General features: G+C 43.1%; 21 protein-coding genes and 2 pseudogenes. 16 read left to right on the forward strand and 7 right to left on the reverse strand.

The genetic code is table 11. From position 1 onward, the window contains the following. Positions 1-30 precede the first annotated feature (30 nt). The 5 genes from IFO66_RS21530 (at position 31) to pdxR (ending at position 8,107) form a co-directional block, all read left to right on the forward strand. Complete coding sequence (locus tag IFO66_RS21530) at positions 31-711, forward strand: response regulator transcription factor (RefSeq protein ID WP_192027093.1); 681 nt, start codon at positions 31-33, stop codon at positions 709-711. Further along, complete coding sequence (locus IFO66_RS21535) at positions 708-2,081, forward strand: sensor histidine kinase (protein ID WP_192027094.1); 1,374 nt, start codon at positions 708-710, stop codon at positions 2,079-2,081. The genes IFO66_RS21530 and IFO66_RS21535 overlap by 4 nt, the downstream gene beginning before the upstream one ends. Before the next feature lie 197 nt (positions 2,082-2,278). Then, positions 2,279-5,374: an efflux RND transporter permease subunit gene (locus tag IFO66_RS21540; RefSeq protein ID WP_192027095.1), complete on the forward strand. Its 3,096-nt coding sequence runs from the start codon at positions 2,279-2,281 to the stop codon at positions 5,372-5,374. 27 nt (positions 5,375-5,401) lie between these two features. Continuing rightward, positions 5,402-6,619 (forward strand): efflux RND transporter periplasmic adaptor subunit, encoded by a 1,218-nt coding sequence (locus IFO66_RS21545; protein ID WP_192027096.1) that lies wholly within the window; start codon positions 5,402-5,404, stop codon positions 6,617-6,619. Between the two features lie 57 nt (positions 6,620-6,676). Then, the gene (gene pdxR / locus IFO66_RS21550; protein WP_192027097.1) at positions 6,677-8,107 is read left to right on the forward strand and encodes a MocR-like pyridoxine biosynthesis transcription factor PdxR; all 1,431 of its coding nucleotides are present in this window, start codon (positions 6,677-6,679) and stop codon (positions 8,105-8,107) included. A 94-nt stretch (positions 8,108-8,201) separates the two neighbouring features. Here pdxR and IFO66_RS21555 read toward each other — a convergent pair whose 3' ends face one another. Continuing rightward, on the reverse strand, positions 8,202-8,735 hold the full coding sequence (locus tag IFO66_RS21555; protein ID WP_192027098.1) for a pyridoxamine 5'-phosphate oxidase family protein: 534 nt from the start codon (positions 8,733-8,735) through the stop codon (positions 8,202-8,204). A 228-nt stretch (positions 8,736-8,963) separates the two neighbouring features. Continuing rightward, positions 8,964-9,080, reverse strand: a pseudogene (locus IFO66_RS23910) (excalibur calcium-binding domain-containing protein); the annotation flags it as partial. Positions 9,081-9,530: 450 nt separating this feature from the next. Here IFO66_RS23910 and IFO66_RS21565 point away from each other — a divergent pair. Genes IFO66_RS21565 through IFO66_RS21585 form a run of 5 tightly spaced genes read left to right on the forward strand, consistent with a single transcriptional unit; the run spans position 9,531 to position 14,089 of the window. Continuing rightward, on the forward strand, positions 9,531-10,142 hold the full coding sequence (locus tag IFO66_RS21565; RefSeq protein ID WP_192027099.1) for a TetR/AcrR family transcriptional regulator: 612 nt from the start codon (positions 9,531-9,533) through the stop codon (positions 10,140-10,142). A gap of 6 nt (positions 10,143-10,148) precedes the next feature. Beyond that, positions 10,149-10,754: a GNAT family N-acetyltransferase gene (locus IFO66_RS21570; protein WP_192027100.1), complete on the forward strand. Its 606-nt coding sequence runs from the start codon at positions 10,149-10,151 to the stop codon at positions 10,752-10,754. A gap of 37 nt (positions 10,755-10,791) precedes the next feature. Then, positions 10,792-11,463 carry a response regulator transcription factor gene (locus tag IFO66_RS21575; RefSeq protein WP_192027101.1) on the forward strand — a complete coding sequence of 224 codons (672 nt, stop codon included), beginning with the start codon at positions 10,792-10,794 and terminating at the stop codon, positions 11,461-11,463. Beyond that, positions 11,451-12,566 carry a HAMP domain-containing sensor histidine kinase gene (locus IFO66_RS21580; RefSeq protein ID WP_192027102.1) on the forward strand — a complete coding sequence of 372 codons (1,116 nt, stop codon included), beginning with the start codon at positions 11,451-11,453 and terminating at the stop codon, positions 12,564-12,566. Before IFO66_RS21575 ends, IFO66_RS21580 begins: the two co-directional genes overlap by 13 nt. Positions 12,567-12,613: 47 nt before the next feature. Continuing rightward, positions 12,614-14,089 (forward strand): serine hydrolase domain-containing protein, encoded by a 1,476-nt coding sequence (locus tag IFO66_RS21585; RefSeq protein ID WP_192027103.1) that lies wholly within the window; start codon positions 12,614-12,616, stop codon positions 14,087-14,089. A 125-nt stretch (positions 14,090-14,214) separates the two neighbouring features. Here the strand turns inward: IFO66_RS21585 and IFO66_RS21590 are convergent, their stop codons facing one another. Both IFO66_RS21590 and IFO66_RS21595 read right to left on the reverse strand, forming a co-directional pair. Further along, positions 14,215-14,853: a nitroreductase family protein gene (locus IFO66_RS21590; protein ID WP_192027104.1), complete on the reverse strand. Its 639-nt coding sequence runs from the start codon at positions 14,851-14,853 to the stop codon at positions 14,215-14,217. Positions 14,854-14,859: 6 nt separating this feature from the next. Beyond that, positions 14,860-15,297, reverse strand: coding sequence for a MarR family winged helix-turn-helix transcriptional regulator (locus tag IFO66_RS21595; RefSeq protein ID WP_192027105.1), 438 nt, complete (start codon positions 15,295-15,297; stop codon positions 14,860-14,862). A 377-nt stretch (positions 15,298-15,674) separates the two neighbouring features. Here IFO66_RS21595 and IFO66_RS21600 point away from each other — a divergent pair. Further along, positions 15,675-15,806, forward strand: a pseudogene (locus IFO66_RS21600) (amino acid--tRNA ligase-related protein); the annotation flags it as partial. 396 nt (positions 15,807-16,202) lie between these two features. On the opposite strand, the gene IFO66_RS21605 reads toward IFO66_RS21600, so the two are convergent. After that, a complete protein-coding gene (locus IFO66_RS21605) occupies positions 16,203-16,583 on the reverse strand; it encodes a hypothetical protein (RefSeq protein WP_192027106.1) in 381 nt (126 codons plus the stop codon). 357 nt (positions 16,584-16,940) lie between these two features. Continuing rightward, on the reverse strand, positions 16,941-17,522 hold the full coding sequence (locus IFO66_RS21610) for a TetR/AcrR family transcriptional regulator (RefSeq protein ID WP_192027107.1): 582 nt from the start codon (positions 17,520-17,522) through the stop codon (positions 16,941-16,943). Between the two features lie 177 nt (positions 17,523-17,699). Between IFO66_RS21610 and IFO66_RS21615 the strand changes: the two genes are divergently transcribed. After that, positions 17,700-20,810 (forward strand): MMPL family transporter, encoded by a 3,111-nt coding sequence (locus tag IFO66_RS21615; RefSeq protein ID WP_192027108.1) that lies wholly within the window; start codon positions 17,700-17,702, stop codon positions 20,808-20,810. Positions 20,811-21,249: 439 nt separating this feature from the next. On the opposite strand, the gene IFO66_RS21620 is transcribed toward IFO66_RS21615, so the two are convergent. Continuing rightward, positions 21,250-21,405, reverse strand: a complete 156-nt coding sequence (locus IFO66_RS21620) for a DUF1540 domain-containing protein (RefSeq protein ID WP_084509058.1) — start codon at positions 21,403-21,405, stop codon at positions 21,250-21,252. Between the two features lie 228 nt (positions 21,406-21,633). Here IFO66_RS21620 and IFO66_RS21625 point away from each other — a divergent pair, with 228 nt between their 5' ends. From IFO66_RS21625 to IFO66_RS21640, 4 genes are all read left to right on the forward strand, one after another. Next, positions 21,634-22,332: a Crp/Fnr family transcriptional regulator gene (locus IFO66_RS21625; protein WP_192027109.1), complete on the forward strand. Its 699-nt coding sequence runs from the start codon at positions 21,634-21,636 to the stop codon at positions 22,330-22,332. 159 nt (positions 22,333-22,491) lie between these two features. Then, complete coding sequence (pnuC, locus tag IFO66_RS21630; RefSeq protein ID WP_192027110.1) at positions 22,492-23,154, forward strand: nicotinamide riboside transporter PnuC; 663 nt, start codon at positions 22,492-22,494, stop codon at positions 23,152-23,154. A 19-nt stretch (positions 23,155-23,173) separates the two neighbouring features. Beyond that, the gene (gene deoD, locus IFO66_RS21635) at positions 23,174-23,881 is read left to right on the forward strand and encodes a purine-nucleoside phosphorylase (protein ID WP_192027111.1); all 708 of its coding nucleotides are present in this window, start codon (positions 23,174-23,176) and stop codon (positions 23,879-23,881) included. Positions 23,882-24,180: 299 nt separating this feature from the next. Then, positions 24,181-24,999 carry an SDR family oxidoreductase gene (locus IFO66_RS21640; RefSeq protein ID WP_192027112.1) on the forward strand — a complete coding sequence of 273 codons (819 nt, stop codon included), beginning with the start codon at positions 24,181-24,183 and terminating at the stop codon, positions 24,997-24,999. Positions 25,000-25,235 lie beyond the last annotated feature (236 nt).

A 25,235-nucleotide genomic window follows, 5' to 3' on the forward strand; every position in this document is an offset into this window, starting at 1 on the left:
GCAGTAACTAGGTTACAGGGGGATGTATCGATGGCTAACATTTTAATTGTAGATGATGATCCAGATATTTTAGAGCTTATTCGCTTTTATTTGGATAGAGACGGCTTTAAGGTTATACATGCAAGTAATGGTGTTGAGGCGATAGAAAGATTGAATGAACAAAAAATAGATTTAGTGATCGTAGATATTATGATGCCGCAAATGGATGGGTGGGATTTGTGCGGCGTCTTAAGGGACGATTTTCATGAGATGCCCATTCTGATGGTGACGGCTAAGGGAGAAACCGAGCATAAAATTAAAAGCTTTAATCTAGGTGCGGATGATTATCTCGTCAAGCCATTTGACCCGATTGAACTCGTAGCGAGAGTGAAGCTTCATTTGAAGAGATATCATATTCAATCCTCTATGAGGGTGCAAGTGGGTAAAATGCTGCTGGATAAAAATAGATATGAAGCGGTCATAGGCAGTATACAGTTGTCGCTTCCGTTACGAGAATTCGATCTCCTATATAAGCTGGCGAGCTATCCGGGTAAAATATTTACTCGAAATGATCTTATCGAGCAAGTATGGGGAACTTATTTTGAAGGAGACGACCGTACAGTCGATGTTCATATTAAACGGTTAAGAGATCGATTCGCTGGATTGGACTGCGCTTTCACAATAGAGACCAAGCGTGGTCTAGGCTATAAGCTAGAGGAACAAAAGGTATGATCAAATCTCTATATGTTCGGGTTGTGCTCACCTATGTAGCAGCTGTATCGGTTGGTTTGATAAGTTCTTTCTTGTTGTCACAGTTTGTTGTTAAGTCGTATGGGGATCAATTTATCGCTAATCTTCAGGAAGAATTGACCCGTGATGTTGCTATTCTTGAGCAGGGCATTCGTAGTAATGGAATTGAGCAAGCCGGCGCTCTACTAGAGCATAAAGGATATGCCAAAAAATACGATATTATGTTATACGATAGCAGCAGAGTAATGAAAGTGATAAATGGTGAAGGTGCATCTGATCTATTTATTATTTCCGATCAAGTTGTTCGGTTTGTATTAAATGGTGAAACGTACAGGGGACGTGATGTTTCTCCATCTGAGCTTGTTATTGGACTACCTTACGAAGAAGCGGGCAGCCGTTATGCGCTGTTTATTCAAGCGTCTGAAGGCTCAATGTCCGCAATTACGACCAAGCTACTTATATTTGCACTGGTTGTGAATTTATTGGTAGGTTGTGTGATCATTATTATTGGCGCGAAGTATTTAGTGAGACCGATACGAGGCATGAAGGCGGCTACCGAGCAGTTGGCTAGAGGTGAGTTCGACATTAATCTAGAGTGGAGCAGCAGAAAGGATGAGCTCGGACAGTTGGCAAGACGCTTTAATTATATGGCGAGCCAAATGCAGCAGCTTGAAGGGATGAGACAAACCTTTGTTTCTAACGTGTCTCATGAGATTCAATCCCCGCTTACTTCCATTTCTGGATTTTCAAAAGCTCTTCGACATAATTCTTTATCCGAAGAGGATAGAGTTCGCTACCTATCGATTATCCAGCAAGAGAGCGAGCGCGTCTCGCGTCTCACCGAAAACTTGCTAAAGCTAGCTTCATTGGAATCGCAGCATCATCCTTTTTCTCCGCGCATGTATGATTTGGATGAGCAGTTGCGCCAAGTGGTTGTGGCGAGTGAGCCTCTATGGTCGGACAAATCAATAGAATGGGACATGAATCTATCTCGCACGAAGATTAAGGCAGATGAAGACCAATTGAATCAAGTGTGGATGAATTTGATTAGCAACAGCATCAAGTTTACTCCAGCAGGCGGTCAAATTCGAATATCGATTATGAAAAATATAGGCTCCATAGAGGTGCGAATTACAGATACAGGGATTGGTATTCCCGAGGAAGAGCAAGTGAAAGTATTTGAGCGATTTTACAAAGTGGATAAGTCCCATACGAAGAGTAAGTCTGGCAGTGGCTTAGGGTTAGCTATTGTTAAAAAGATTGTTTCTTTGCATGGGGGAACCGTTGTCCTACAGAGCAACCCAGACACAGGAATAACGGTAATCGTTACATTGCCACATGTCATTTCATGAGGCGACAACAGAGTCGATGGATGAAGGAGTGCAATCCTTGGCCATTGGCTTTTTTCTTTATCGTATAATACCGTTCCATATGTGATGACGTCATATTATGTTCATAATCGTGTAGTAGACTGATTTCAAGCTAGCAGGAAGAAAAGCCCAGTACATAGGTAGAGCTTATAAAGATGATAGGGTAGGAGGGTTAATGTTTGAAATCACTTATTCAATTTTCTATGAACAAAATAGCAGCTATGATCATAATAACCGCCATTGTAGTAGGAGCAGGGGCTTTTTCGGGAACGTCGTTGAAGGTAGAGAATATGCCGAATATCTCTATACCCGTCATTATGATTACAACTCCTTATCAAGCTTCACCACAAGATGTAATGAGTCTGGTTACGAAGCCGATTGAGGACAAAGTAGCGAATGTTGAAGGGCTGACGATGGTAAGTTCTACGTCTAATGATGGCAGTTCCCTGATTACGCTTCAATTTGATGAGAAAGTTCAGATCGACAAGATGAAGCAAGATCTAGAAAGTCTAGTCCAAGATGTGCAATTGCCAAATGGAGCAGGCAGACCAAAAGTATCTACGTTAGGTTTTGCATCCATACCTGCTTATTACTTAGCGATTCACACCAAGGGGGCTATGTCACAAGGCCAATTGGACCAACTAGTTGAGAAGCAGCTCAAGTCCGGCTTCGAGTCGATTAACGGGATCGATCACATCGATATGATAGGCGCTCGCCGGACGTCTCTAGATATTCAGTTGGATGCGGCTGCATTGTCAGCCTACGGCATGACACCGGATTTGGTGACCGATGCCGTACAATCGGCGCTGACGAACGGTACAGCTGGAATCGTTGAGTTTAATGGAAATACGCAAATGGCTCGTGTTCAGGGCGAGATGAATAGTCTGTTTTCCTTAGAGAACTTGGAAATTACGTCTCCAGCGGGTGCTACCCTGCTGTTAAAAGAGATTTCGACGATTCAAGCTGTCAATGAGGCTAATTTTATCGCCCGTATGGATGGAAAGCCCGCTGTAGGCGTTCATCTGTATAAGTCGGCTGCCACGAATGCCGTTGATTTCTCCAATGATGCCAATGAGCTAATCCGCAGCTGGGAAGGACTTTACCCAGAAGTGTCCTTCAGTAAAATTTATGACAGCGCTGATGAAGTAAGAGCATCTATTAACGGTCTGATGAAAGAAGGTATGCTGGGCATCATCCTTGCCTCCCTTATGATCTTGTTTTTCTTACGGAATATGAGGATGACCTTAATCGTGATCGTATCGATACCGCTCTCCATTCTATTAACCTTTATTATGATGCACAGCATGAACGTCACCCTTAACATTATGTCGCTCGGAGGCATGTTCATTGCCGTTGGAAGGATCGTGGATGACAGTATCGTCGTGATCGAGAGCATCTATGCCAATTTGGAAAAGGCACACCAGCGGAATGAATCAGTTATATTGTTAGCCGTTAAGCAGGTAGCGATGGCAATCAGCTCTTCGACTTTTGTTACGGTAGGCGTATTTCTTCCCATTGCCTTTGTTAGTGGTATCATTGGTGGGTTATTCCGTCCGTTTGCGATTACAGTATCTTGTGCGCTGCTTGCTTCCTTACTCGTCTCATTAACGATTATTCCGATGATGGCGAAGATGATGGTACTTCGCAGCACGAAGGCGACGAGCGTGAAGGAGCATGAAGGAGGAAAAATAGTTGATTGGTATGAACGAGTGCTCGTTTGGAGCTTGACTCATCGAATAAAAACATTGCTGTTTTCAGGGTTGTTACTCATTTTGACTGTAATGTTTACTATTCCTAATCTGCCTAAAGATTTCCTGCCTGAAAGTGCAGTCGAACGGCAAATGAACTTTACGATCAAATTACCAACAGAAACCCCGTTTGACAGCACAAATTTGCAGGCACAGCAAATTGAAACGCTGCTGCATGAAGCGAAAGACGAGAAAGGGCAACCGCTATTTACATTTGTGGAAGCGCTAGTTGGATATAGGGAAAGTGAAGATCGTGTTCCGTTTGCGCTAGAGGTCATTACAGAGGTAAATGAGGACGCCGATCCTAAAGCTGTGATGGAGCAATATACGCAGCTTATTGCCAACCAGCTACCTAAAGGATCAGAAGTATTGCCAGGCTCTTTAAAAGAAGGCAGTGGGGAGTCCTCCACGGATTTCACCTATGTAATCTATGCAGAGGATCAGCAGTTGCTGGAACAGGCCTCCGCGATTATTAAGACGAAGATGAAGGAATTCCCTACGTTGAAGAAAATTAAAGATAGCTTGGGAGATGCCAAGACAGAAGTTCAGATTACCGTGAATCCGGCCAAAGCGAAACGATTTGGCTTGGAAGTATCAACTGTTCATAGGTATGTCGGGCAATGGCTTGCTACCTATGAACTTGGCAGTGTTCGTCTGGATAACACGGTTTATCGATCAGCAGTTGAACTTGCTCCTAAAGACAAAAATTCATTGGAGCAGCTCGGAAAAATGCCGATGAAGGCAGTTGATGGAACCACTGTATATTTGAACGAAGTGGCGGAGCTACAGCAAGTTACAGCGCCAGTCGCGCTTCAGCGGGAAAGCCAGAAGCTGATGGTGCAGTTGACAGCTAAGATTGACTCCGTAGACAAAGGTTCGATAAGTGCGCAAGTAACAGACGCGCTCAATCAAATCGAGCTTCCAGCAGGAGTAACGACAACGGTTCGCGGCGTGAGCTTGGACATGACGAAGGGCTTCAATCAAATGTTTGCTGCAATGGGAGCTGCGGTAGCGATTGTTTATCTTATTATGGTGCTGTGCTTCGGAAATGCGGGTACTCCTTTTGCTATTTTATTCTCTCTGCCTTTAGCGGTTATCGGCGGGTTGCTAGGGCTATGGGTCACAAATGAATCTATTAATATTACTTCATTAATTGGCTTCCTGATGCTAATTGGAATCGTGGTGACGAATGCAATCGTCCTGCTTGATCGTACGCAGCAGTTGCGGGAGGAAGGGTATCTCGTTCGGCATGCTCTTATCGAATCCGGTAAAGTTCGACTGCGTCCCATTATTATGACAGCAGGGGCGACGATAGCAGCAATGGTTCCGTTAGCTCTTGGCATATCGAACGGCACATTAATATCGAAGGGGCTGGCCGTTGTCGTCATCGGCGGATTAATTACTTCTACGATACTTACGCTTGTCGTTGTGCCAATCGTGTATGAAATGATCGAATCATTCAAAGTGTGGATGAGCCGATTGTTCAAACGGAACGTACCTTCTGGATCTGGACACGAAGTTAGCTAATTATTTGTAGATAGGGGAAATGACAAAATGAAGATGCAGGTTATACGCAGCACTACGCCAAAACGTTTGATATTAAAAGTTTGCGTTCTTTTACTGTGTACAGCTTATGTGGCAGGCTGCTCAACATCACCAACTCCTGCTGCAACGTCAGAAAATACGTCTGTTAAACAGAATGAACCGCAGCAGGTTAAGGTTGTAGCTGTCGGTAAACATAGTATGGGTGATCCAAGGGAGCAAATAGCAGAAGTTCACGCCGTTACTCAAGTTGAAGTGAGGGTCGAGGCAGGTGGAGCTCTTGTAAAGCTGTTAAAGAAGACTGGCGAAGTGGTTCAGGCAGGTGAAGTCATCGCCAAGCTAGAAAGCCGTGATGCTAAGATTGCCAAGGAAAAGGCGAAGCTAGCTCTTAAGACTGCCGAGCTGTCACTATCTACGACGAAAGATAGTATAGACGACACCCGACTCCAATTAACGACTAATGTCAATAAGCTTAAAGAAGCAATGAAACAGCAAATTCGCGAGGGTGCTTCTGAGACAGAATTAGAAAGTAATCAGCTGGAGTTGCAGGCATCTATAACGAAGCTGGAAGCACTGGATAGGCAAAAAACAGTGGCTCTTAAGGAGGCCGAAGTGGCAACGTCCAAGCTTGAGCTTGAACAAACGGAGCAGACTTGGAATGATGGGCATATCGTATCACCAGCTAATGGTATATTGACGGACATCAAGCTTACAGAAGGAACGAATATTCAAGCAGGGAGTATACTGGGAGCCGTTCAGATGACGGAAACCGTGAAAATAAAAGCACATGTAACGGACTCCGCTGCAAAGCTGATTGGGAGCAAAAAAAGTTTAACATTTCGTGATCCCAGTGGCAATGGTACGCCGCGTACCGCTAAGGTCATTCATCTGTCGGATGTACCCGACGCTGCGACGAGATTGTATACGTTGGAGTTGGAAGCATCCAACACGGATTATGCGTTAAAACCTTTATCAAGAGTACATGTTCAGTTAACAACACCAGAGGAGGAAACGGTTGCGGCAGTTCCATCCTTAAGTGTAGTAAGGGAAGGACGTGCATCATTTGTATTCGTACTAAATGGTAATAAGGCGGAGAAGCGGGAAGTGCAATTAGGTCGTGTGAAGGGCCCTTATCAAGAAGTAATTAGCGGGATCAAAACGGGAGAACAATTAGTTGTGTCAGGTCAACACAATATAGCAGCAGGAGAAGTGGTCAAAGTAGTACAATAGTAAGAAGCAATGGATGCAGTCCATACTTCAGATCGAACCCAACTAGAGGTGAAATGGATGCTACAAATTAAGCGTGATGACAAACGCCCGATATGGCAGCAACTGCTTGACCAAGCTATTCATAATATCACAACTGGTAAATGGCCGCCAGGAGAATTGCTTCTTCCTTCTCGTGAGCTAGCACCATTGATAGGTGTCTCCCGCTCAACGATACAAATTGTTTATGAGGAATTATTTAGTCGGGGCTACACGGTTACTTCCCGACGCGGTGGGACAAGGGTAAGTGACTGGACCTGTAGCACAGGTACTACAGAAGATGAAGCACTTCAAGGCCCTATCACCCCCGAATTACCCTTATTAAACGATGCAGTCAGCCATCTGAATAACTGGTTTAGAGGTAAGGAAGATCGACATGTTGAGATTGACTTCTGCCCACACGAGCCTTATTTGGATCAACCATTTCAAAAAAATTGGAGACATTCCTTTTTGCAAGCCTCCAAAGAAACGGAATTAGCTACTTGGGCATACGGTAACGCCTATGGTTTCGTTCCGCTGCGCGAACAGATTCAACGTTATCTGTCACTTGAGCGAGGCGTCCACGTGCATATCGATCAAATTATATTAACTTCGGGCGCACAACATAGCCTTGATTTGATCGCCCAAGCACTATTGAACGAAGGGGATACGGTTACCGTAGAGGATCCCGGCTTCCCGGCCGCCTGGATGGCAATGAAATATCGGCGGATGAATGTAGTTCCTGTCCCTGTAGACGATTACGGATTACAGGTAGACGGCATTCATCCGCAATCCAAACTTGTCTATGTTACGCCTGCACATCAGTGTGCAGTTGGGGTGATTATGTCGGAACCACGCAGGCAGCAATTGCTACATATGGCCGCTCAACAGCAATTTTGGATTGTGGAAGACGATTACGATAGCGAGTTTCGATATCGCGGTGACCCGTTACCTACGTTGTTCAGCCAGCAATCTCAGAACACCTTGTATATGATGAGTTTTTCAAAAATGATTGCTCCTGGTATACGAATATCAGCAATCATTGGACCGAGAAATGCGATACAGCAGATTGCCCACGTTCATGAACTAACTTATCGGCACCTTCCTATTATGGAACAATTGACGCTTACTCACTTTATGGAGCATGGGTATTTCATGCGTCATATGAGAAGAGTCAGAAACGTATATCGCCGTAGACACGAAGCGATGACCAAAGCTATTGGCTCAAGCGGACTCGGAGAACGTTTTAAATTAAGCGGCGTAGAAACGGGATTACATATGTTCCTTGAAGCTACCAGCTCGTATGACGAAGAAACCGCCGCGGATCAAGCACTAGAACAGGGTATACGTATATATCCATTGCGTCATTATTGTTTGGAAAGCAGTCGCAAAGGGTGGGTGTTGGGCTTTGCCAGAGTAAATGAGTCCGAGATAGAAACAGGTATATATCGTCTGGCGGAGATGCTTCGATAATGCAAGCATCTCCGTTTTTTCATTTGCAGTTATCGTAGGTGATATCAAATCTTAATCATGCAGCGAATAGGATGCTGTCTTCATATGCATGCTCTTACTTGTTCTGTTGAGTGAACATTTTTCCCTCTTCGATCGGATTTTCTTTCGCCGTTATATGGTAGGGATTAATTCGGTATACCTGAACAGGACTATGGAATATTGCAGACCTATACTTATCTACATGCTGCTTGGACAACGGCCGGTTGTAATAACCAGGCACATATTTGTGGAGCATTTCCTGCAGCATAAAGGTAGCCTCATCCAGTTCATCTACGGGTTCAGCTTTCCCGAAAATCATAACACTCATATATGCAGTGTCTGTCTTAGCAGGCACGGGATCGGTAATGGTCCCATATTCTTCACACACCGTAAAACAGACCTCTGCATTCTTACTCATGACTTGATTGCGTCTCCCACCTGTGGCTCCATGAAAATAAAGCTTCTCATTTGCCCAAACAAAATTGAGCGGAACAACATAGGGCAGCTGATCATCGACCATACCCAGATGTCCAATTCGCGCTTTACTCAGGAAGGCTTTAATTTTGTCGCTATCCGACACTTCTCTTATTTTGTAACGAACCATATCCATTGTTAACCACTCCTTCAATACGGAATGTTCGTAAGTATATCAATCATTGGACTGAGTTAGTACATCCATAAATGCGATAATAGAGCAGTCCATAATTTTTGAAATAGTAACGTTGTTACTTCCTTTTTGATTAGGTATCGGATTCAGCTAACATCGTAATGTGAAAAGCCACAGGTTCAGAGAGGACTAACTACCTCTCATCCTGTGGCTTTTTTATAACAGAATTACTTATTCACAAGCTACTCCATCTTTATCTCGATCAAGTTTGATGCGATAACCTGGATCACCTTCGTATAGTGGGGCCGCACCGGCATTGCGTGCAGCTGTACAGTTTTTGTAGTATACCGTTTCTTGTTCTTGTTTTGGCTTCACTTTTTTTGATTTTGATTTAGGTTTTTTTGACTTGCTTGAGGAACCAGACTTAGGCTTGGACTTCTTTGATTTCTTCCCAGACTTAGACTTAACTTCTACTGTTTGTGCTTCAGCTTGTTCGGAAGCAGAATTGGGCATTGCTAAGCTTGTCCCTGCTGTAGTGCCGAACATTCCAAGAGTGAGAACAAGTGCTAGCGATAATGACAATCTTTTGAACATTGGTTTATTCATCGTTTACTCCCCTTTTATTTATAATTGCGAACAAACAACATACTATCAAACGTTTACAGATTGTACCATATCAAGAATTGTATGAAACTAAATGCTTTGGATACGGAGAGCCCTTATTGATCTTTCCGATTGATCTTTGCAGCAGACTTTTTTATAATGAGTAAAAACTCACTCAAAAAAAGAGGTTGTACAATGCCACGCACGAAAGAACAGTATGAACAAATGCGAAACGCTACAAAAGAGAAAATACAAACAGCTGCCATGCAGCTATTCGTACAAAAAGGATTTGGCTCTACCAATGTGCAGGATATTGCCGATGCAGCTGAAATCAGCATCGGACTTTTGTATCGGCACTACAAGTCTAAGGAGAAATTGTTTAACGAATTGGTGGATTTTGCGCTTGCAGGCATGATTCAACAAAAGGAGTATTTCGAATCAAATGAGGTTTCACCTAAGCAAGCATTGGATCAGTTTGTGCATGAAATATACAACGATATGATGACAGGCGAACAGTTTGCTAATTTACTGATCCTTATGCAGCAATCATTTTTGACTGGTGGGGGAGCAACTGTTAACTATGTCGAGGTAACGCGGGTTAGTGAGCAGTTGTTCCGTGCAACAGCGAGACTTATAACAAAGGGTCAGGAGCAGGGGCAGTTTCGTTCAGGAAATCCGCATGAGATGGTCGTATTGTTCTATTCGACAATTCATGGGCTAGCTGCTATGAAAATGATGCTGCAGCACAATTTCCAGATGCCGTCCCCAGCTGCGCTCACTTCATTTCTGTATAAGGAAGGGGAATAAGCGGATATGTTTACAGTGATTAGAGCGGATCAATTGGAGTTTGACCCAAGGGTGCAAATGTCTCGCATTTTTGCAGAAGGATTCTCGCAGTGGCTCGGCTATTTTTCGAAGGACAATGAAGCAATTGCAAGAGCATTTGCCCATATGTTCGTGTTGAATCAATTTTATGTAGCGCTAACCGACGAAGGCACCATTGCGGCTATGGCTGCATGTACGGACGGTAGGGTATCTTCGGTTAAGCTTAATCCTACAGAGCTGCGGAAGCACTTGGGGTTATTTAAGGGAACAATCGCTGGATTCGTTTTGAAAAAAGAATTCGAAGCACCCCAAGCAACGAAGGATGGTGCTGATGCGGTGCATGGTTCTATCGAGTTTGTTGGAACGGCTCCAGAATGCAGAGGGAAGGGGGCAGCGAGCGCGATCATCCGTCATATAGTTGAGTATGCTCCCTTTGAACAATTTTTCATTGAAGAGGTAGCAGATACGAATACACCTGCCATGAACTTATATCACAAGCTAGGTTTTCAAGAATATAAGCGCAAGACTATACCTACAAAGAGAGCAGTAAAAATCGGTATTAATCATATCGTATCTTTAAAATACGTAAAGTGAGTATCCAAGCGAGTTATTTAGACGTAGGAGTCGTAATATGCAAAAAATATTAATTATCGATGATGAAGCGGATCTTCGGAAGCTGCTGACGGATTATTTTGAAATGAACGGGTATGTCGTGATGACGGCGAAGGATGGTAATGAAGCGTTGTGGAAAATGGAAGATCAGCCGGATCTTATTTTACTAGATATTAATATGCCTGAACGCAACGGGCTTGATCTATGCAGAAATATCCGCCAGTTTGTTTCCTGCCCTATTTTATTTTTAACGGCTCGTGTCGAGGATGCGGATAAAATTGCAGGTTTCCAAGCTGGCGGAGATGATTATATCGTTAAGCCGTTTAGCATTCATGAATTGAGAGCTAGAGTCGAGGCACATTTGCGTAGGGAGACGCGAAGTCACAATAAAGCTGCGGTAAAATTCAGTGGGGATCTTGTAGTAGATTATTCAGCGCGTGTGATGTATTGCAAGGGTGCGCAGCTTTCATTTCCGAAAAAAGAGTTTGCTATTATCGAACTGCTGTCCACCCACCCTGGGATGATATTTGATAAGGAACGTATTTATGAAAAGGTTTGGGGCTTGGACGAGCAAGGTGACAGCTCTGTGATTGCGGAACATATTCGTCGAATTCGTGCAAAGTTAAAAGAGCATGGCTGCGAAAGCTGGATCGAAACCGTCTGGGGAGTAGGGTATAAATGGCGAAAATAATCGAGTGGCTGTGCTTAAAGCTGAAACAGTTAACGTTGCTGCAATCCTTTATTTTGCTCTGTAGTTGTACGATTGTGACAGTATCAGTCATCATTGTAATGGAATTTGAATGGGCGGAAAGGCTGCGACGGAAGTTCGCGAATACTCCTTCAGGAGACGATTGGGTGCTGTATGTACTTATTGCGGTGATACTTGTAACGGTTGCTGTAGGTATTGTGGTGATGGCCATGATCTTCTATCAATGGAAGCTGAAGAAACCATTGGACATCCTGATGAAGGGATCGGAGAACATCTCGGCAAATGACTTGAGTTTTCATATTACTTATGATCATCAAGATGAGATGGGGAAGCTATGTCAAGCGTTTGAGAAGATGCGAAGCCAACTGGAAGCCAATCATCGAGTACTTTGGCGTTCGGTTGAAGAACGGAAGCAGTTGAATGCTATTTTTGCGCATGATCTAAGGACGCCACTTTCTGTATTAAAAGGATACGCTGAATTTCTTACCGCCTATGTGCCGCAGAATAAAATATCCGAAGAAAAGCTGCTCGATACGATCCAAACGATGAATGTCCATATTGTTCGGCTGGAACGATACACGGAGTCAATGAATTCGATTCAAAAGTTGGAGGATATGCCTTTACATGGTGTTGAAATGGAAGTGGATCTTCTTCTTTCTCTGCTGAACGAAAACGCTCGTCAAATTGCAGAACGTGTAGGCAAGACTGTGAGTTCGTCCATTTCAACAGATTCAAAAAAAGTGGTTGTCGATAAGCATGTGGTGATGCAGGTGTTTGAAAATGTGATTGCGAATGGCGTGCGCTATGCTGTCAGTCATATACGTGTTCGTTATGAATTCGAAAAAGGCTGTTTTTCCATAACGGTCATGGATGACGGTGTTGGCTTTTCTGGTGAAGCCTTGCAAAAGGCGCAGCTTCCTTTTTATCGTGGAGAGGTATGGGAGGCGAATATGCATCATGGGCTAGGGCTTTATATTTGCCGTGTGTTATGTGAAAAGCATGGGGGGAGTCTGCATATCGGAAACAGTTCCTCAGGTGGAGGAAGAGTAACAGCATGCTTTGTTGCGGAGTTGATAAATAGTTGATAACTATCGTTTAAGCTCTTCTTATCACATAGATGAGGGGTGCTACGATGGTCATTTTGCGAAAGAAATGGATTCTATGTTTATGCTGTCTGCTAATGCTGGGGTTAAGTTTCGCCAATCCCGTTCTTGCTGTAGAAATTCGAAACAAGAATGAAGTCCTGAAACAAATCGATGAGTATGTCGTCGAAAGGATGAAAGTTAACAATATCAAAGGTGCATCTCTAGCAATCGCCAATAACGATCATGTGTTTTATACAAAAGGTTATGGTGGTGTTTCCGAGGCGAGCGCAATAACGAGTACTACTCCGCTGCCGATTGCATCCTTAAGCAAATCGTTTACGGCGTTAGCTGTGCTGCAATTGGTGGAAAAGGGGGAAGTCGATCTTGATGCGCCATACTGTTCTTATTTCTCGGATTCCTCAAATTTTTCGCCTACAGACGAGCGTATTAACCAGATAACAGTCCGGCAGCTGTTACATCAAACGAGTGGTCTCACCGACAAAGTCAATCCTGATATGACACGCTTTCCACAATACGAAGCGCTGAAGGAGACTAATATTTCGTTAAACAAGGTTAAGCTCTCCCATAATCCTGGTGAAGCGTACAGCTATCATAACCCAAATTATCAATATTTAGCTCTGCTGGTGGAACAGATAAGCGGACAAAGCTTTTCTTCCTATTTGGATAAAAATATATTTAAACCACTGCGAATGAATCACACCTTCAACGTAAGCTCGACAGCACAAATAAACGAAAATCCATCGATTCCGAGTGGGCATTATATTGCGTTCGGCCATCCCGTAAATAGAGCTGAGCCTTCCTGGTTTATTGATGGTCCTGCGGGCATTATTTCCACGGCAGAAGATATGGCAAAATGGATGCTTGCCCAATATAACGGTCATTTTCTTACTCCAGAACTTATGCAGCAGTATCATGCGGCTGGACAAGTTGGACCTTACGGAATGGGTTGGATAGCAGGTGAGGATGAACGTTGGGGAAGGACAATTTCCCATGGAGGCATTTTCTGGACCTACAAGGCGGAAGAGATTATTTTTGTGGATCAGCAGTTGGGCATAACGATGTTGTTTACGGCGGGGTTGAATGCTTTTGTTGACTACACCGCTATTGTTGATGGGATTGCTCAAATCATGATGGGCGAAAAGGCTGAGTCTACTACATTTAATAGTAGAAATATGGAGATCGTTATGATAATTTTAATCGTTGCAACGGCTCTGTCAGGGATATATACATGTATTCGTATGGGTAGAAAGACGAAGGAAATAACGACAGTGAAATGGATTACTGCTTCGCTTTTGAATTTGCTCCCTATTTTGATCCTATTGTTTTTGTCACCTATTGCAACCTTTATTGGAGGCGGCCGAGTTGTGCCTTTGATCGGACTATGGATGGCGATGCCGTCTCTAATTACGTTTCTGGTTGTAGTCTCACTGGTCAATTTAGCGAAATTAGTTTATCGAATTCATTTGTATGTCCAAATAAGAAGCAAGTCGCAACCTATGTAGGCTGTGTTTTGTATGAAGTGGATGAAGATGAAAGAAAAACCGACCCTTGCCGAAAGGCTTGAGTCGGTTTGAAGCATCGCTTACATGGGATGGCTAGCGCTATGTTTCAGCACTTGGCATCATATTTATTTCCAAGTCGCTACGGTTTCAACTGGCAAGCGATAGGAAGGGTATCCCTCTTTGGCTGCTTTTCCGATGCTGATGAGCATGATTGGCTGGTAACGCTCTTTGTCCATATCAAAAGCTTCAGCGATTTGAGCTTTTTCATAACCGCCAATTGCGTTCGTATCATAGCCATGTGCACGTGCAACTAGCATCAATTGCATCGATACAAGACCACCATCGATATAGTTGACATCGCGCAGATCCGCTGCAGAAATCGTATCATAGTATGGCTTATACATACTCATGACCACGTCTTTCATTTCTTGCGGCAAATAGCCATGTTCTACGGATTTACTGAATATTTCATCCATGTACGTTGCATTCTCCATATCAGCAAATACAGCGATAACGGCAGAGGAGGTGAGTACTTGGGGCTGATTGAATTTCGCCAGTGGTGCAAGCTTCTCTTTACCTTCCTTACTTTCGATAACGACAAAGCGCCAAGGCTGCATGTTAACAGAAGATGGGGCTTTCGTAGCACCTTCTAGAATGGCAGTCATTACTTCTTTGCTGATTTTAACCTCTGGATCATATTCTTTTACAGAACGACGACCATATGTGATTTCATTAAAGTCATTTGTTGTTTGAAATTTGCTCATGATAGCTTACAGCTCCTTGTTAAGTGAAATGTTGTGTTTCATTCGTGCGAGAAAATCGGCCAGTATTGGAATCTCTTTCTCATCGAAGTCCTTCAATATCTGGCGAATGAAATTTTCTTTTTCGATTTTGTAGCCTTCGATTTTTTGAAGTCCTTCATCAGACAAGCGAACAAAGGTTTCGCGGTTATCGTCAGGATTTTTGCGTCTCGTCACCATGCCTTCAGCTTCTAGCTGCTTAAGATGGCGAGTAATTGCGGCATTGTCGATGTTAATACGCTTTTGTAAAAGGGACTGTTTAATCTCGGCTCCTCCGCACAGTTCGTGCAATATTTCGAGCCGAGACGAGCTTATGCCCGTACAATGTTCGAATTTGTGGTGGATTTTGTTGCACAATCCGTTAAGCAGAGTCAATATCTGCTCCTCCGTGCAATCATTACGTGTCATGCTTTCGAGCCTCCTAAGAGTGCAAACATACGAACGATTTCATTTAGAGCTATATCTCTACGCCATCTATATTATTTGACCGATCAATAATTGATGGGTCAACTATTGATGTATCAAGTAATATAACATTGATAGGTACAGTTTGCAAATGTATACCTTTCGAGCAGCTTCGATGTTGTGCTGGTCTTCTAAAAGCATGGAAAATTAAAGGCCATCAAAATCGTTATAGTAAGATTGGAAATAAAATTTGAAATGGAAACATTCCTGATCATTTCGTATTGCTGGAGTGTAATTGATGGGGAGCGTATAGCACGATATGTTCTGATACAAACCGATAAAAGCCAATGCAAGCCCCATAAAATTGCATAATGACAGCGGTAGACCTAATTATGAACGAAGACGTTCAACAAACATTTATTGCGTGTTCTTGTATTATTCAATCCATGCGTTGCTATTTGGACTCGTTAGGTTATTTGGAAGTTGAAACGCCAACGCTTCTAACGGTCGCTATTGACGTTATTAACGCGAATTCGTACGTATTTCATTTTTAACGGTCGTGAGTGCGCTTATTTTGGCATTAATAATGAATGATATCGATATCACTAACAAATAAGCTCGCAGGCGACCGTTAGATTTTAAAATGAGTAAGTTTCCACTGAATAGCCTCTGTGGCAACCGTTACGTTTGTGGAACTGATTCGGATCTCATTCGTATCTGTTGAAAGAGTTGTTGTTACGAAGATGAAACAAAACAAGGGGCTGTCTATCTAGCTGGCTTATTCCTTGTGAGACAGTCCCCTTTATTTACAATGAGAACTGAAAAATATAATTTGTTTATGCGAATGTAAGTGTAAGTGTAAATGCAAGTGCAAATACGAACATGCTACTGCTCATTTTTATTTTGACCTAATACGTACGCCAAGAGACACTTGGTCCCATCCAGTTAGTTGGAATTATAATGACGTATTTGTAAGTACCTGCAGGTTGATAACCCAAATCAACAGTGCCGCTGCGAATGCCGTTATCGGTAGGCCGTCCTCCTTCAATGCTAAATCCACCGCCGACAAAGACATCACCGGAAGTTGTAACCCGATAAACATGGATATGCATAAAACCGTGGATACGAGAATCGTAAGCAGAAAAGTCCAAGGCAAGATTACCGCCTGTATGCGTGGTAACACCTGTTTCCGTTCTTTGTGAATTAGCAGAAGCAGTTGCTGCAAATGCGCTTGTCGCCAACACGAACAGCATAATAATCGCGATTAGACCAAAACTTACTTTTTTCATTTCACTCTTCCTCCTTAGAATGGGTTTGATGATGCCGCTTGAAACACACCGATACCTCATGGATTCAAGATTTGAAGATCACCCCCTTATCAGAGTATAAAGTTCGTTATCCTTATTTTGTTGAAAGCGCATAAGTCAGATGAATGGAAGGAAGTAGCGGGAATTATGAATGTCTCTTAGGAGTATGGTAGGGAAGATGTAAACGTCTGCTGTGTGATTGTATTCTATACCAACCTTTCTCATATGGACAGGTAATTTATTCTAATATGTATCGAGTTGCTATATACAACATAAGCTAGAAAAAGCCAAACGACCACCAGGATACCTCCTGTACATCGCTTGGCTTTTTGCATGCATTTATTTCAATAGAAAAGGTTGAAACCCTTGCACCATAATACGGCTGACCGCTGCAGCTAAGTCATCGAGTGAGCTGTTAAGCTTGCCTTTGAACCAGTCTTCATACATCGCAACCAGGCCGCTTGCGAAAAAGTTGACGTGTAGATTAAACGCTTCACGTTCTTGAACCGTATTCATTTTTCTTTCGTAACTGAGTAGACTCTCGATCAGTATAGCCTTCATCTTCGTCATAAATGTACTCGCAGCATCGACCGCAATGAGCATGCGATAAAATTCAATATCTTGACCTAAGAAGTGCGACACTTTCGCTAAGAAAGGCATCATATTTTGAATGAGATCGGTATGTTTGAATTCATCGAGAAATTCAATCATCTTTTCCATAATCTCATTTTCAATCTGTTCAATGACAGCATGTACATCCGAGTAATGGGCATAAAAGGTTCCACGACTAATATCAGCTCGCTCCACAATATCTTTGATCGTAATCTTTTGGTATTCTTTTTCCAGCATTAACTCGACCAAAGCACGACGAATCATGTTCCTCGAACGAATGGCGCTTCTATATTCTGCTTTTTCCCTCATTTGGCATTCTCCTTGTTTTGTTTAAAATTAAACATAATTAATTAAATATATTCAAAATTGAATAAATGATTAAAAATTGACCATTGTATGCTTTTATCACAATGAGTATACTTTTTTCATGTATAAAAGTAAACACGTGTTCAGTTTTGATGATGTTGTAAAGATAGGAGCTAGAAAATGAGAAACATAAAGAGTTTGAGAATTGCCTCGATTATCGCTTGGATTATCATTACCGCCGTTATCGTAATGACGATGCCGAACCTCGGGGAATTAGTGAGAGAAAAGGGGCAAGTATCGATCCCGGACAGTGCGCAAAGTAATATCGCGCATGAGATGATACGCCAGATGGATGAGAACAGTGGCGATAGCTATTCGATTATTGCTGTATTCCATAGTGGAAGTGATAAGCCCTTAACGAGCGAGCAGCATAAGCAAATTGAATCTGTTATTTCACAATTCCAATCGAAGCAAACGCAGCTTGGAATTGAAAATATGCTTACTCATTTAGATGATGAGCACACAAAAAGTCAGCTCGTCTCGAAAGATAAGACGACCATTTTAACGCAGCTGTCAGTTAGTCATAGTCAAGGCACGATCTCTGAAGCAACAGAGCAGTTGGAAGTGTTGATGAACAAGGTGGACGCGGTAGATACGTATTTGACAGGCAACAGCCTAGTTATCGAAGATTTTGTAAAGTCGACAGAAGAAGGAATTAAGAAAACCGAACTTATTGCGGTTATCTTTATTATCGTCGTACTTATTATCGTATTCCGTTCTCCTATCGTACCGGTTGTTTCGTTAGTAACGGTAGGAATCTCCTATGTCGTATCACTTGGCGTCGTGGCTCATTTTGTAGAGTGGTTTAACTACCCGTTCTCCAACTTTACACAGGTGTTTCTAGTCGTCATCTTATTTGGTATCGGAACCGATTATAATATTTTGTTATTCTCTCGATTCAAAGAAGAGCTTACTCGGCAGGAAAATACACTTGCAGCGGTAAAAGCAACGTATCGTTCTGCTGGAAAAACGGTGCTCTATAGTGCGTTAGCTGTCTTTATCGGATTTATGGCATTAATTTTGGCGGAATTCGGTATTTATCGAGCGAGCTCTGCAGTTGCTATTGGTGTTGCCGTGCTCGTGCTTGTACTGATGACGTTGAACCCGGTCATTATGGTTACGCTAGGGAAAAAGTTATTCTGGCCTGTTAAGAAGTTCGATGGACACGGTGAAAGCAGAATTTGGGGTGTGCTAGCGAAGACATCTGTGGCAAGACCGTTTCTAGCCCTTTTATTTATTGCCATACTATGTATCCCATTTGTCGTGAAGTACAGTGATTCCTTGAGCTACAACGACTTGCTAGAGGTGGATGATAGCTATGCCTCCAAGCAAGGTATTCAGGTCATAGAGAAGCATTTCTCTCCAGGTTTCTCTTCACCGACGACATTGCTTATTCAATCGGATAAGCCATTGGATAATGCTAAGGCATTACAAGAGCTGGATGAGCTTGCGGAGCAAATATCCAAGATGTCTGGTGTCGCGGAAGTGTATACGACGACTCGTCCAGTTGGTAAGAAAATGGATGAGTTATATATGAAAGATCAATCAAAGGAACTAAATAAAGGCTTAGGAGATGCCTCAAAGGGCGTTGGCGAGATCAACGACGGGCTGTCTTCTGCAAATAAAGAGATCGGTCAAGCAGACACGAATGGCGTACAAAATGTGCAGTTGCTTATCGATGGAACGAATGAAGTGAAAACTGGTGTTTCGAGTTTAGGCAAAGCGATTGAAGAGTTGTCGAAGGGCATACATTCAGGTGCTCATGGCGCTAAACAGTTGGACAGTGGTCTAGCATCACTTAAAGAACAAATGGATCTGCTATCACATTCAATGCCGAAGTTGCATCAAGGCTATACGGAGCTGGAGAAAGGACTGTCTTCCTTTAGCACGCAATTTGCAAGCTTAGAGCAAGCGATTGGTGGAGCGGCGCAGGCATTTGAGCAAATCGAAGGTGCTTTGGGCGTTTATGTTCAATCCAATCCAGATGCAGCGAATGATGAGCATTTGCAAACGGCAATCGGTATTGCTGCTGCAGGTAAGCAGCAGATGGAGGAACTATCCAAGCAACTGAGCACTTTGAAGACAGAGTATGGCAAAGCCATGTCATCCTTTAAAGAAGCAAATGCTTCGCTTTCCGCTGTGAATGGTGGTTTCGTACAGCTTCAAAAAGGTGTGACACAGCTGCATAATGGGGCATCCCAACTACAAGGCGGATTGCAAAAAGCAGCGGATGGTTCGAACAAAATGACCGCAGTCCCTCCTGCTTTGCAAACAGGATTGGCAGATATCAATGCTGGTCAAAAGCAGTTGCAGTCGGGATTGACCAAGTTAACAAGTAATATGGAGAAGCTGCAATCGGGCTTGTCAGCAAGCACGAAAGGCTTGGAAGAAGTGAGTACGGGCTTGAGCGATGCTCAGAACTATTTGCAAGGACTAAGTGATTCCAAGGCTTCGGAAAAGTTCTATATTCCTCAAGACGTATTGAAGGGCGAGGAATTTAAACAAGCGATGGATATGTACATGTCTCCAGATCGCAAAACGGTGCAAATGAATATTATGCTGGACGTGAATCCGTATTCGAAAGAAGCAATGGCGATCGTAAAGCAGATCAACACAGAAGTGCAGGCTGCGATCCAAGCAAGCGATTTGAAACATGCCAAGGCAGCATTGGGTGGAAAAACAGCTGAAAATGTGGACCTTGAAGCGATCGCAAGCGGTGACTTTGCACGAACAGCAACGATTATGTTGATCGGCATTGGCATTGTGCTTATTTTCATCACACGTTCCTTATGGATACCCATCTTTATTATTCTTTCATTGGTATTAGCCTACTTTACTTCATTGGGGATAAGTGAATTCCTTGCGACACACTTGTTATCTGTAAATGAATTAGGTTGGAATGTTCCGTTCTTCAGCTTCATTATGATTGTCGCGCTGGGCGTAGACTACAGTATTTTCTTAATGATGCGCTATCGTGAAACGGATGGTCATTCTGCGGAAGACATGATCGAGGCGGCTCGTCATATAGGTGGAGTTGTTATCTCAGCCGCAATTATTCTTGGTGGTACATTTGCTGCGCTCATCCCTTCGGGAGTGCTAACACTAATTGAAGTAGCGATGACAGTTATGATCGGCTTATGCTTGCTAGGATTTGTAATGCTGCCGGTGATGCTTCCTGCTTTGTTAGCGGTAGTGGAGCGGGTACAAAGGCTAGGGGTCAAGGAAAAATAAGCGGCAGTTGCGCTATCGGTTGCGACAGAGGCTATTTTACGTAAATATGTCAATGGCGCTCGTTAGAGGAAGTAGTACACGCTGAGCACCAGTTTATCGCATTATCGCAGTCTACGATTACATTAGCAAAGCTAGCCACAGGTTTAAATGAGGGATTTCCTTCATCTCCTGTGGCTTTTTTATGCGAACAGCATTAGCGTCTATGATGTACTGTGAGTAAATAAGCAATAAGTAATAAGCAAGTGGCTGCAATAAGTTTTGTACACATATGAAAATAATTCTCATTTAGAGGTTATACTTGTACTAAGGAGACAGAAATGCTGCTCAGATGTTCGGTCGAGAACAATGAAAAGGAGCAACCCCCGCTAGGGCTGCTCCATAATCAAGTTCTCTAATTTACATGTTGCGTGGTTCGTAAACTACATGTGTTAAATGGAATTTAAATTTTCGGTTCGAACGTTTTGCAGTCTGTCTCTCCGCTATTGCTCGCTTGATTGCCGCGATTGCTTACGACATAGATGGACGATGCGGCACATTTATTGCCAGCTGCCCAGAACTTGCAGTTATTTACTTCACACAATACGTCTTTAGCCATAGTGTTCACCTCCTCATTTATTTAGGATGGTCGAATACTATGGCTCTTTATACTTGGAGAGGAAATAGGAGTATGCGGATAGAATGATGGGTAGCTTTATACCCGAAAGACATATGTCTCGATTATGTAAAGATTGACCGCTAAAATGCCGTTACTTTTATATAAATGCCGGACTAGCGTCCTATCTTGGAGCTGTGCCAGAGCTATATACTTGAGGTGAACCAACATATGGGGATGCAGCAAATGATTAAATATATGGAGCAACACGAAAAGATTTATGAAATGATGAAGCAATGCCCTTACGAAATCTTGCGGGAATGGAAGTTGACCAAGTTTAAGTCGGGTACCATCTTGTTCTCCCAAGGCGATATTCAGGACAGTTTCTATATTTTGGTGGAAGGTGTTGCTGATATTAGCGTTATTGGTGAAAACGGCAAGAAATACGTGCAGTCTACTTATCACAAAGGGGACATGATTGGAGAGCTTGAGATCGTGGATCGCCTTCCTTTTATCAGTAACGTGGAAGCGGTTACGGATGTCGTACTCATGGGTCTGAAGCGCGAGCATTTTTTGAATTGGCTCCAGTTGGACCGCAATTTTAATGAGTATTTTATCCGCAGCATCTTGAAGCTTCAGTACGACATTCTGAAGAAAGAGGGAGACAACAATCTGTACACGTTGCATGATCGAGTGTGCAGTTATTTGCTCCGTTGTCTGCCGCACGGTCAAAAGAGGGCAGAAGGAATCGTGATTCAGGTCGATAAGCAGCAGCTTAGTCACCAATTTGCTGTCACCCCTCGAAGTATCAATCGCACTTTGTCAGAGCTAAAGAAGCAGGGTGTTATTGATTTGAACAAACAGGAAATTATAATTTTGAATGCAATGCGATTACAGTTAGAGCTGGAAGAGCGAAATAGTCGAGCTTAACAATTAATCAGAATTGCACAGGTTTGTAGATGCAAAAGTGTAAGTTGAATTCTATATTTGGAAAAATGAAAGCCTTATCATTAAACGTGAAAATGGTTTTCAAAGTTGAAAGGAACGTGTAAGCATCAAGTCAGTCTATCATTTAGGAGGTTATAGAAAATGATTAAACATCCTTTGTTTGTTATCATTGCTTGTGCCATCAGTATTGGGGCGGGTTTGTATCTGGATTCCTCGTATATTGAAATCTTTGCTTCTGTCGTCGGTGTCATCAACGTATGGCTGTTGGCGAGACAAAAGGTTCTCAACTTCTTGTTTGGAGCCATCGCGGTAGCGAGCTTTATGTATATTTACTTCCAAACAGGCCTTTACGCGATGGTCATTTTGTCAGCGTTGCAGTTGCTCTTTAACATTTATGGCTGGTACTACTGGGTTAAAAATAAAGGCGAAGAGGATACTGCACCAACTATTCGCTTGTCTTCAAAGGGTTACGGAATATGGATAGCTATTATTTTAGTAACATGGGGTATTTGGTCTTACATTCAAGTCAATTACACAGGAGCAACGAATCCATATTTAGATGCTTTCATCGCGGTTATTGGCTTGGTTGCCCAGTACTTGTTAAGTAAGAAAATTGTGGAAAACTGGCATTTGTGGATTCTAATGAACTTGATTCTAATTGTCATGTATCTTTCTACAGGTTTGTATGTCATGATTCTGTTAGCAATTATTAACTTGTTCATTTGTGTGGATGGCTTAATCGAGTGGCAGCAAGCACATAAAGCTAATCGTAATCGTGAAGGTGCAACGGGAACTGGCTTGTAAGGGATAGGAGGAATACATCATGAGCTTTCATATTGAAGCAAAAGTAGGCGATATCGCCGAAACGATATTGCTGCCTGGCGATCCGATGCGTGCGAAATTTATCGCGGAGAATTATCTAGAAGATGCCGTCTGTTATAACCGAATTCGTGGTATTCTTGGATATACGGGAACGTATAAAGGCAAGCGCATCTCGGTTCAAGGCACGGGAATGGGCATGCCATCGATGTCCATTTATGCGACGGAACTGGTAAACGATTATGGAGTAAAGAACCTGATTCGGATTGGGTCAAGCGGCTCCTACCATCCTGACGTGCAGCATATGGATCTGGTACTAGGTACAGCGGTATGTACAAGCTCGGCGATGTTCAGACATGAGTTCGAGAACTTCTCTTACGCACCGACTGCTGACTTTAAAATGGTAAGGACGGCATTCGATATCGGAGAAAAAATGAACTTGCCTGTACGTGCAGGATTGATAATGACTGAAGATCATTTTTATGACGGCAATGAGCCTATGTATAAGAAAATGGCTCAATACCAAGTGCTAGCGTGCGACAACGAGTCAGCTGCCATGTATATGGTTGCTGCCAAATACAATGCTCGTGCAATGTCGATACTAACGGTTACCGACCATATGTTGACGAATGAAACGATTACGTCGGAAACGCGCGAGACGGCACTGCATGACATGATCCGCATGGGATTGGAGACGGCTATCGTTCTCTAAAGTGAAATGACCGAAGACGTATAGAAAACTGACAGAGCTAAATAGTGACGTATAGAAGCGTCAACACACTTACTAAATTAGGAAGCAGCCCATAGCGGCTGCTTTTTTGCTTTTTGCCTAATAGTCAGTATCGCAAATAAACTATTGCCCCTAACATTAATGTGAGGGTTTATAATTAGCTTAGACCACTGGATCGAAATGGAGGGGATCGGCATGAAAATCGGAAAAGTTATTAAAATTACCGCCGGAGCCAGTACCCGTTCAATTCGACATTATGAGCACAAGGAGGAGGAAGAGCAATGACGATATTAGTAACCGGAGCGACAGGTACAGTGGGGCGTCATGTCGTGGATCAACTGCTGCGAAGAGGTCAGAAAGTTAGGGCTTTGACACGCAATCCACAGGCCATACTACCTGCAGGGGTCGAGATTGCAATTGGGGATTTAAGTGATCCGAGTACCTTGGCGGCGGCTTTTGAAGGCGTATCAGCTGTACATTTGATAACGACAGGTGATGAGTATGTTCCTTTGCAAACAGGCCCAGAAATCATCGCGCTGGCTACAAAATCAGGGGTTCGCAAAGTTACAGTCCTGTGGACGGGAGGAAAAGGAACCGTTGAGCAAGCCGTTGAGGCCAGTGATCTGGAATGGACTCAGCTTCATCCTGTTGAATTTATGTCCAACGTACGTAAATGGACGGACTCCATCCGCAATGAAGGGGTAGTAAGAGATTTATTTAGTGGCTCCTTGAATGCACCCGTTCATGAAGCTGATATTGGCAGAGTAGCCGCGGTTGCTCTGACCGAGGATGGTCATGCGGGTAAGGAATATATACTGACTGGTCCTGAAGTGCTGTCTGTTACGGATCAAGTTCGGATTATCGGAGAGGTAACGGGACAGCAGTTGACGTTACTTGAGACGACGGAAGAAGAAGAACGAGAACAGATGCGAAAAATGGGGGTTCGAGAGGATGTTATCAACTTCGTAATTAGCTGGCATCTCAATCCACCACCATATGCTTATACGATCGTACCTACAATAGAAGAAGTTCTTGGACAACCCGCATACACGTTTAAGCAATGGGCCGAGGAAAATGCGAATTATTTTATAAAATCGTAGAGTTTTATGGAGTTTATTTGCATAGTCTGTACAGTGTGTATCGTTGCTTCGAATGGATCAATTATCGATTAAGAACATGGAAATCTAGTTAAACACGGTCCAATGGATCGTGTTTTTTTGTTGTACGCCCAGCATGGGCGTCATCTCTAGGGTGAAAGTCCCGAACGGGGGCTGGCGAACGCCTACCGTTAGCCAAGAGCAAGGGTGTCTGTCGTGAGGCAGAATCTGAAGGAAGC

Source organism: Paenibacillus arenosi (assembly GCF_014841135.1).
GTDB lineage: Bacteria > Bacillota > Bacilli > Paenibacillales > Paenibacillaceae > Paenibacillus_B > Paenibacillus_B arenosi.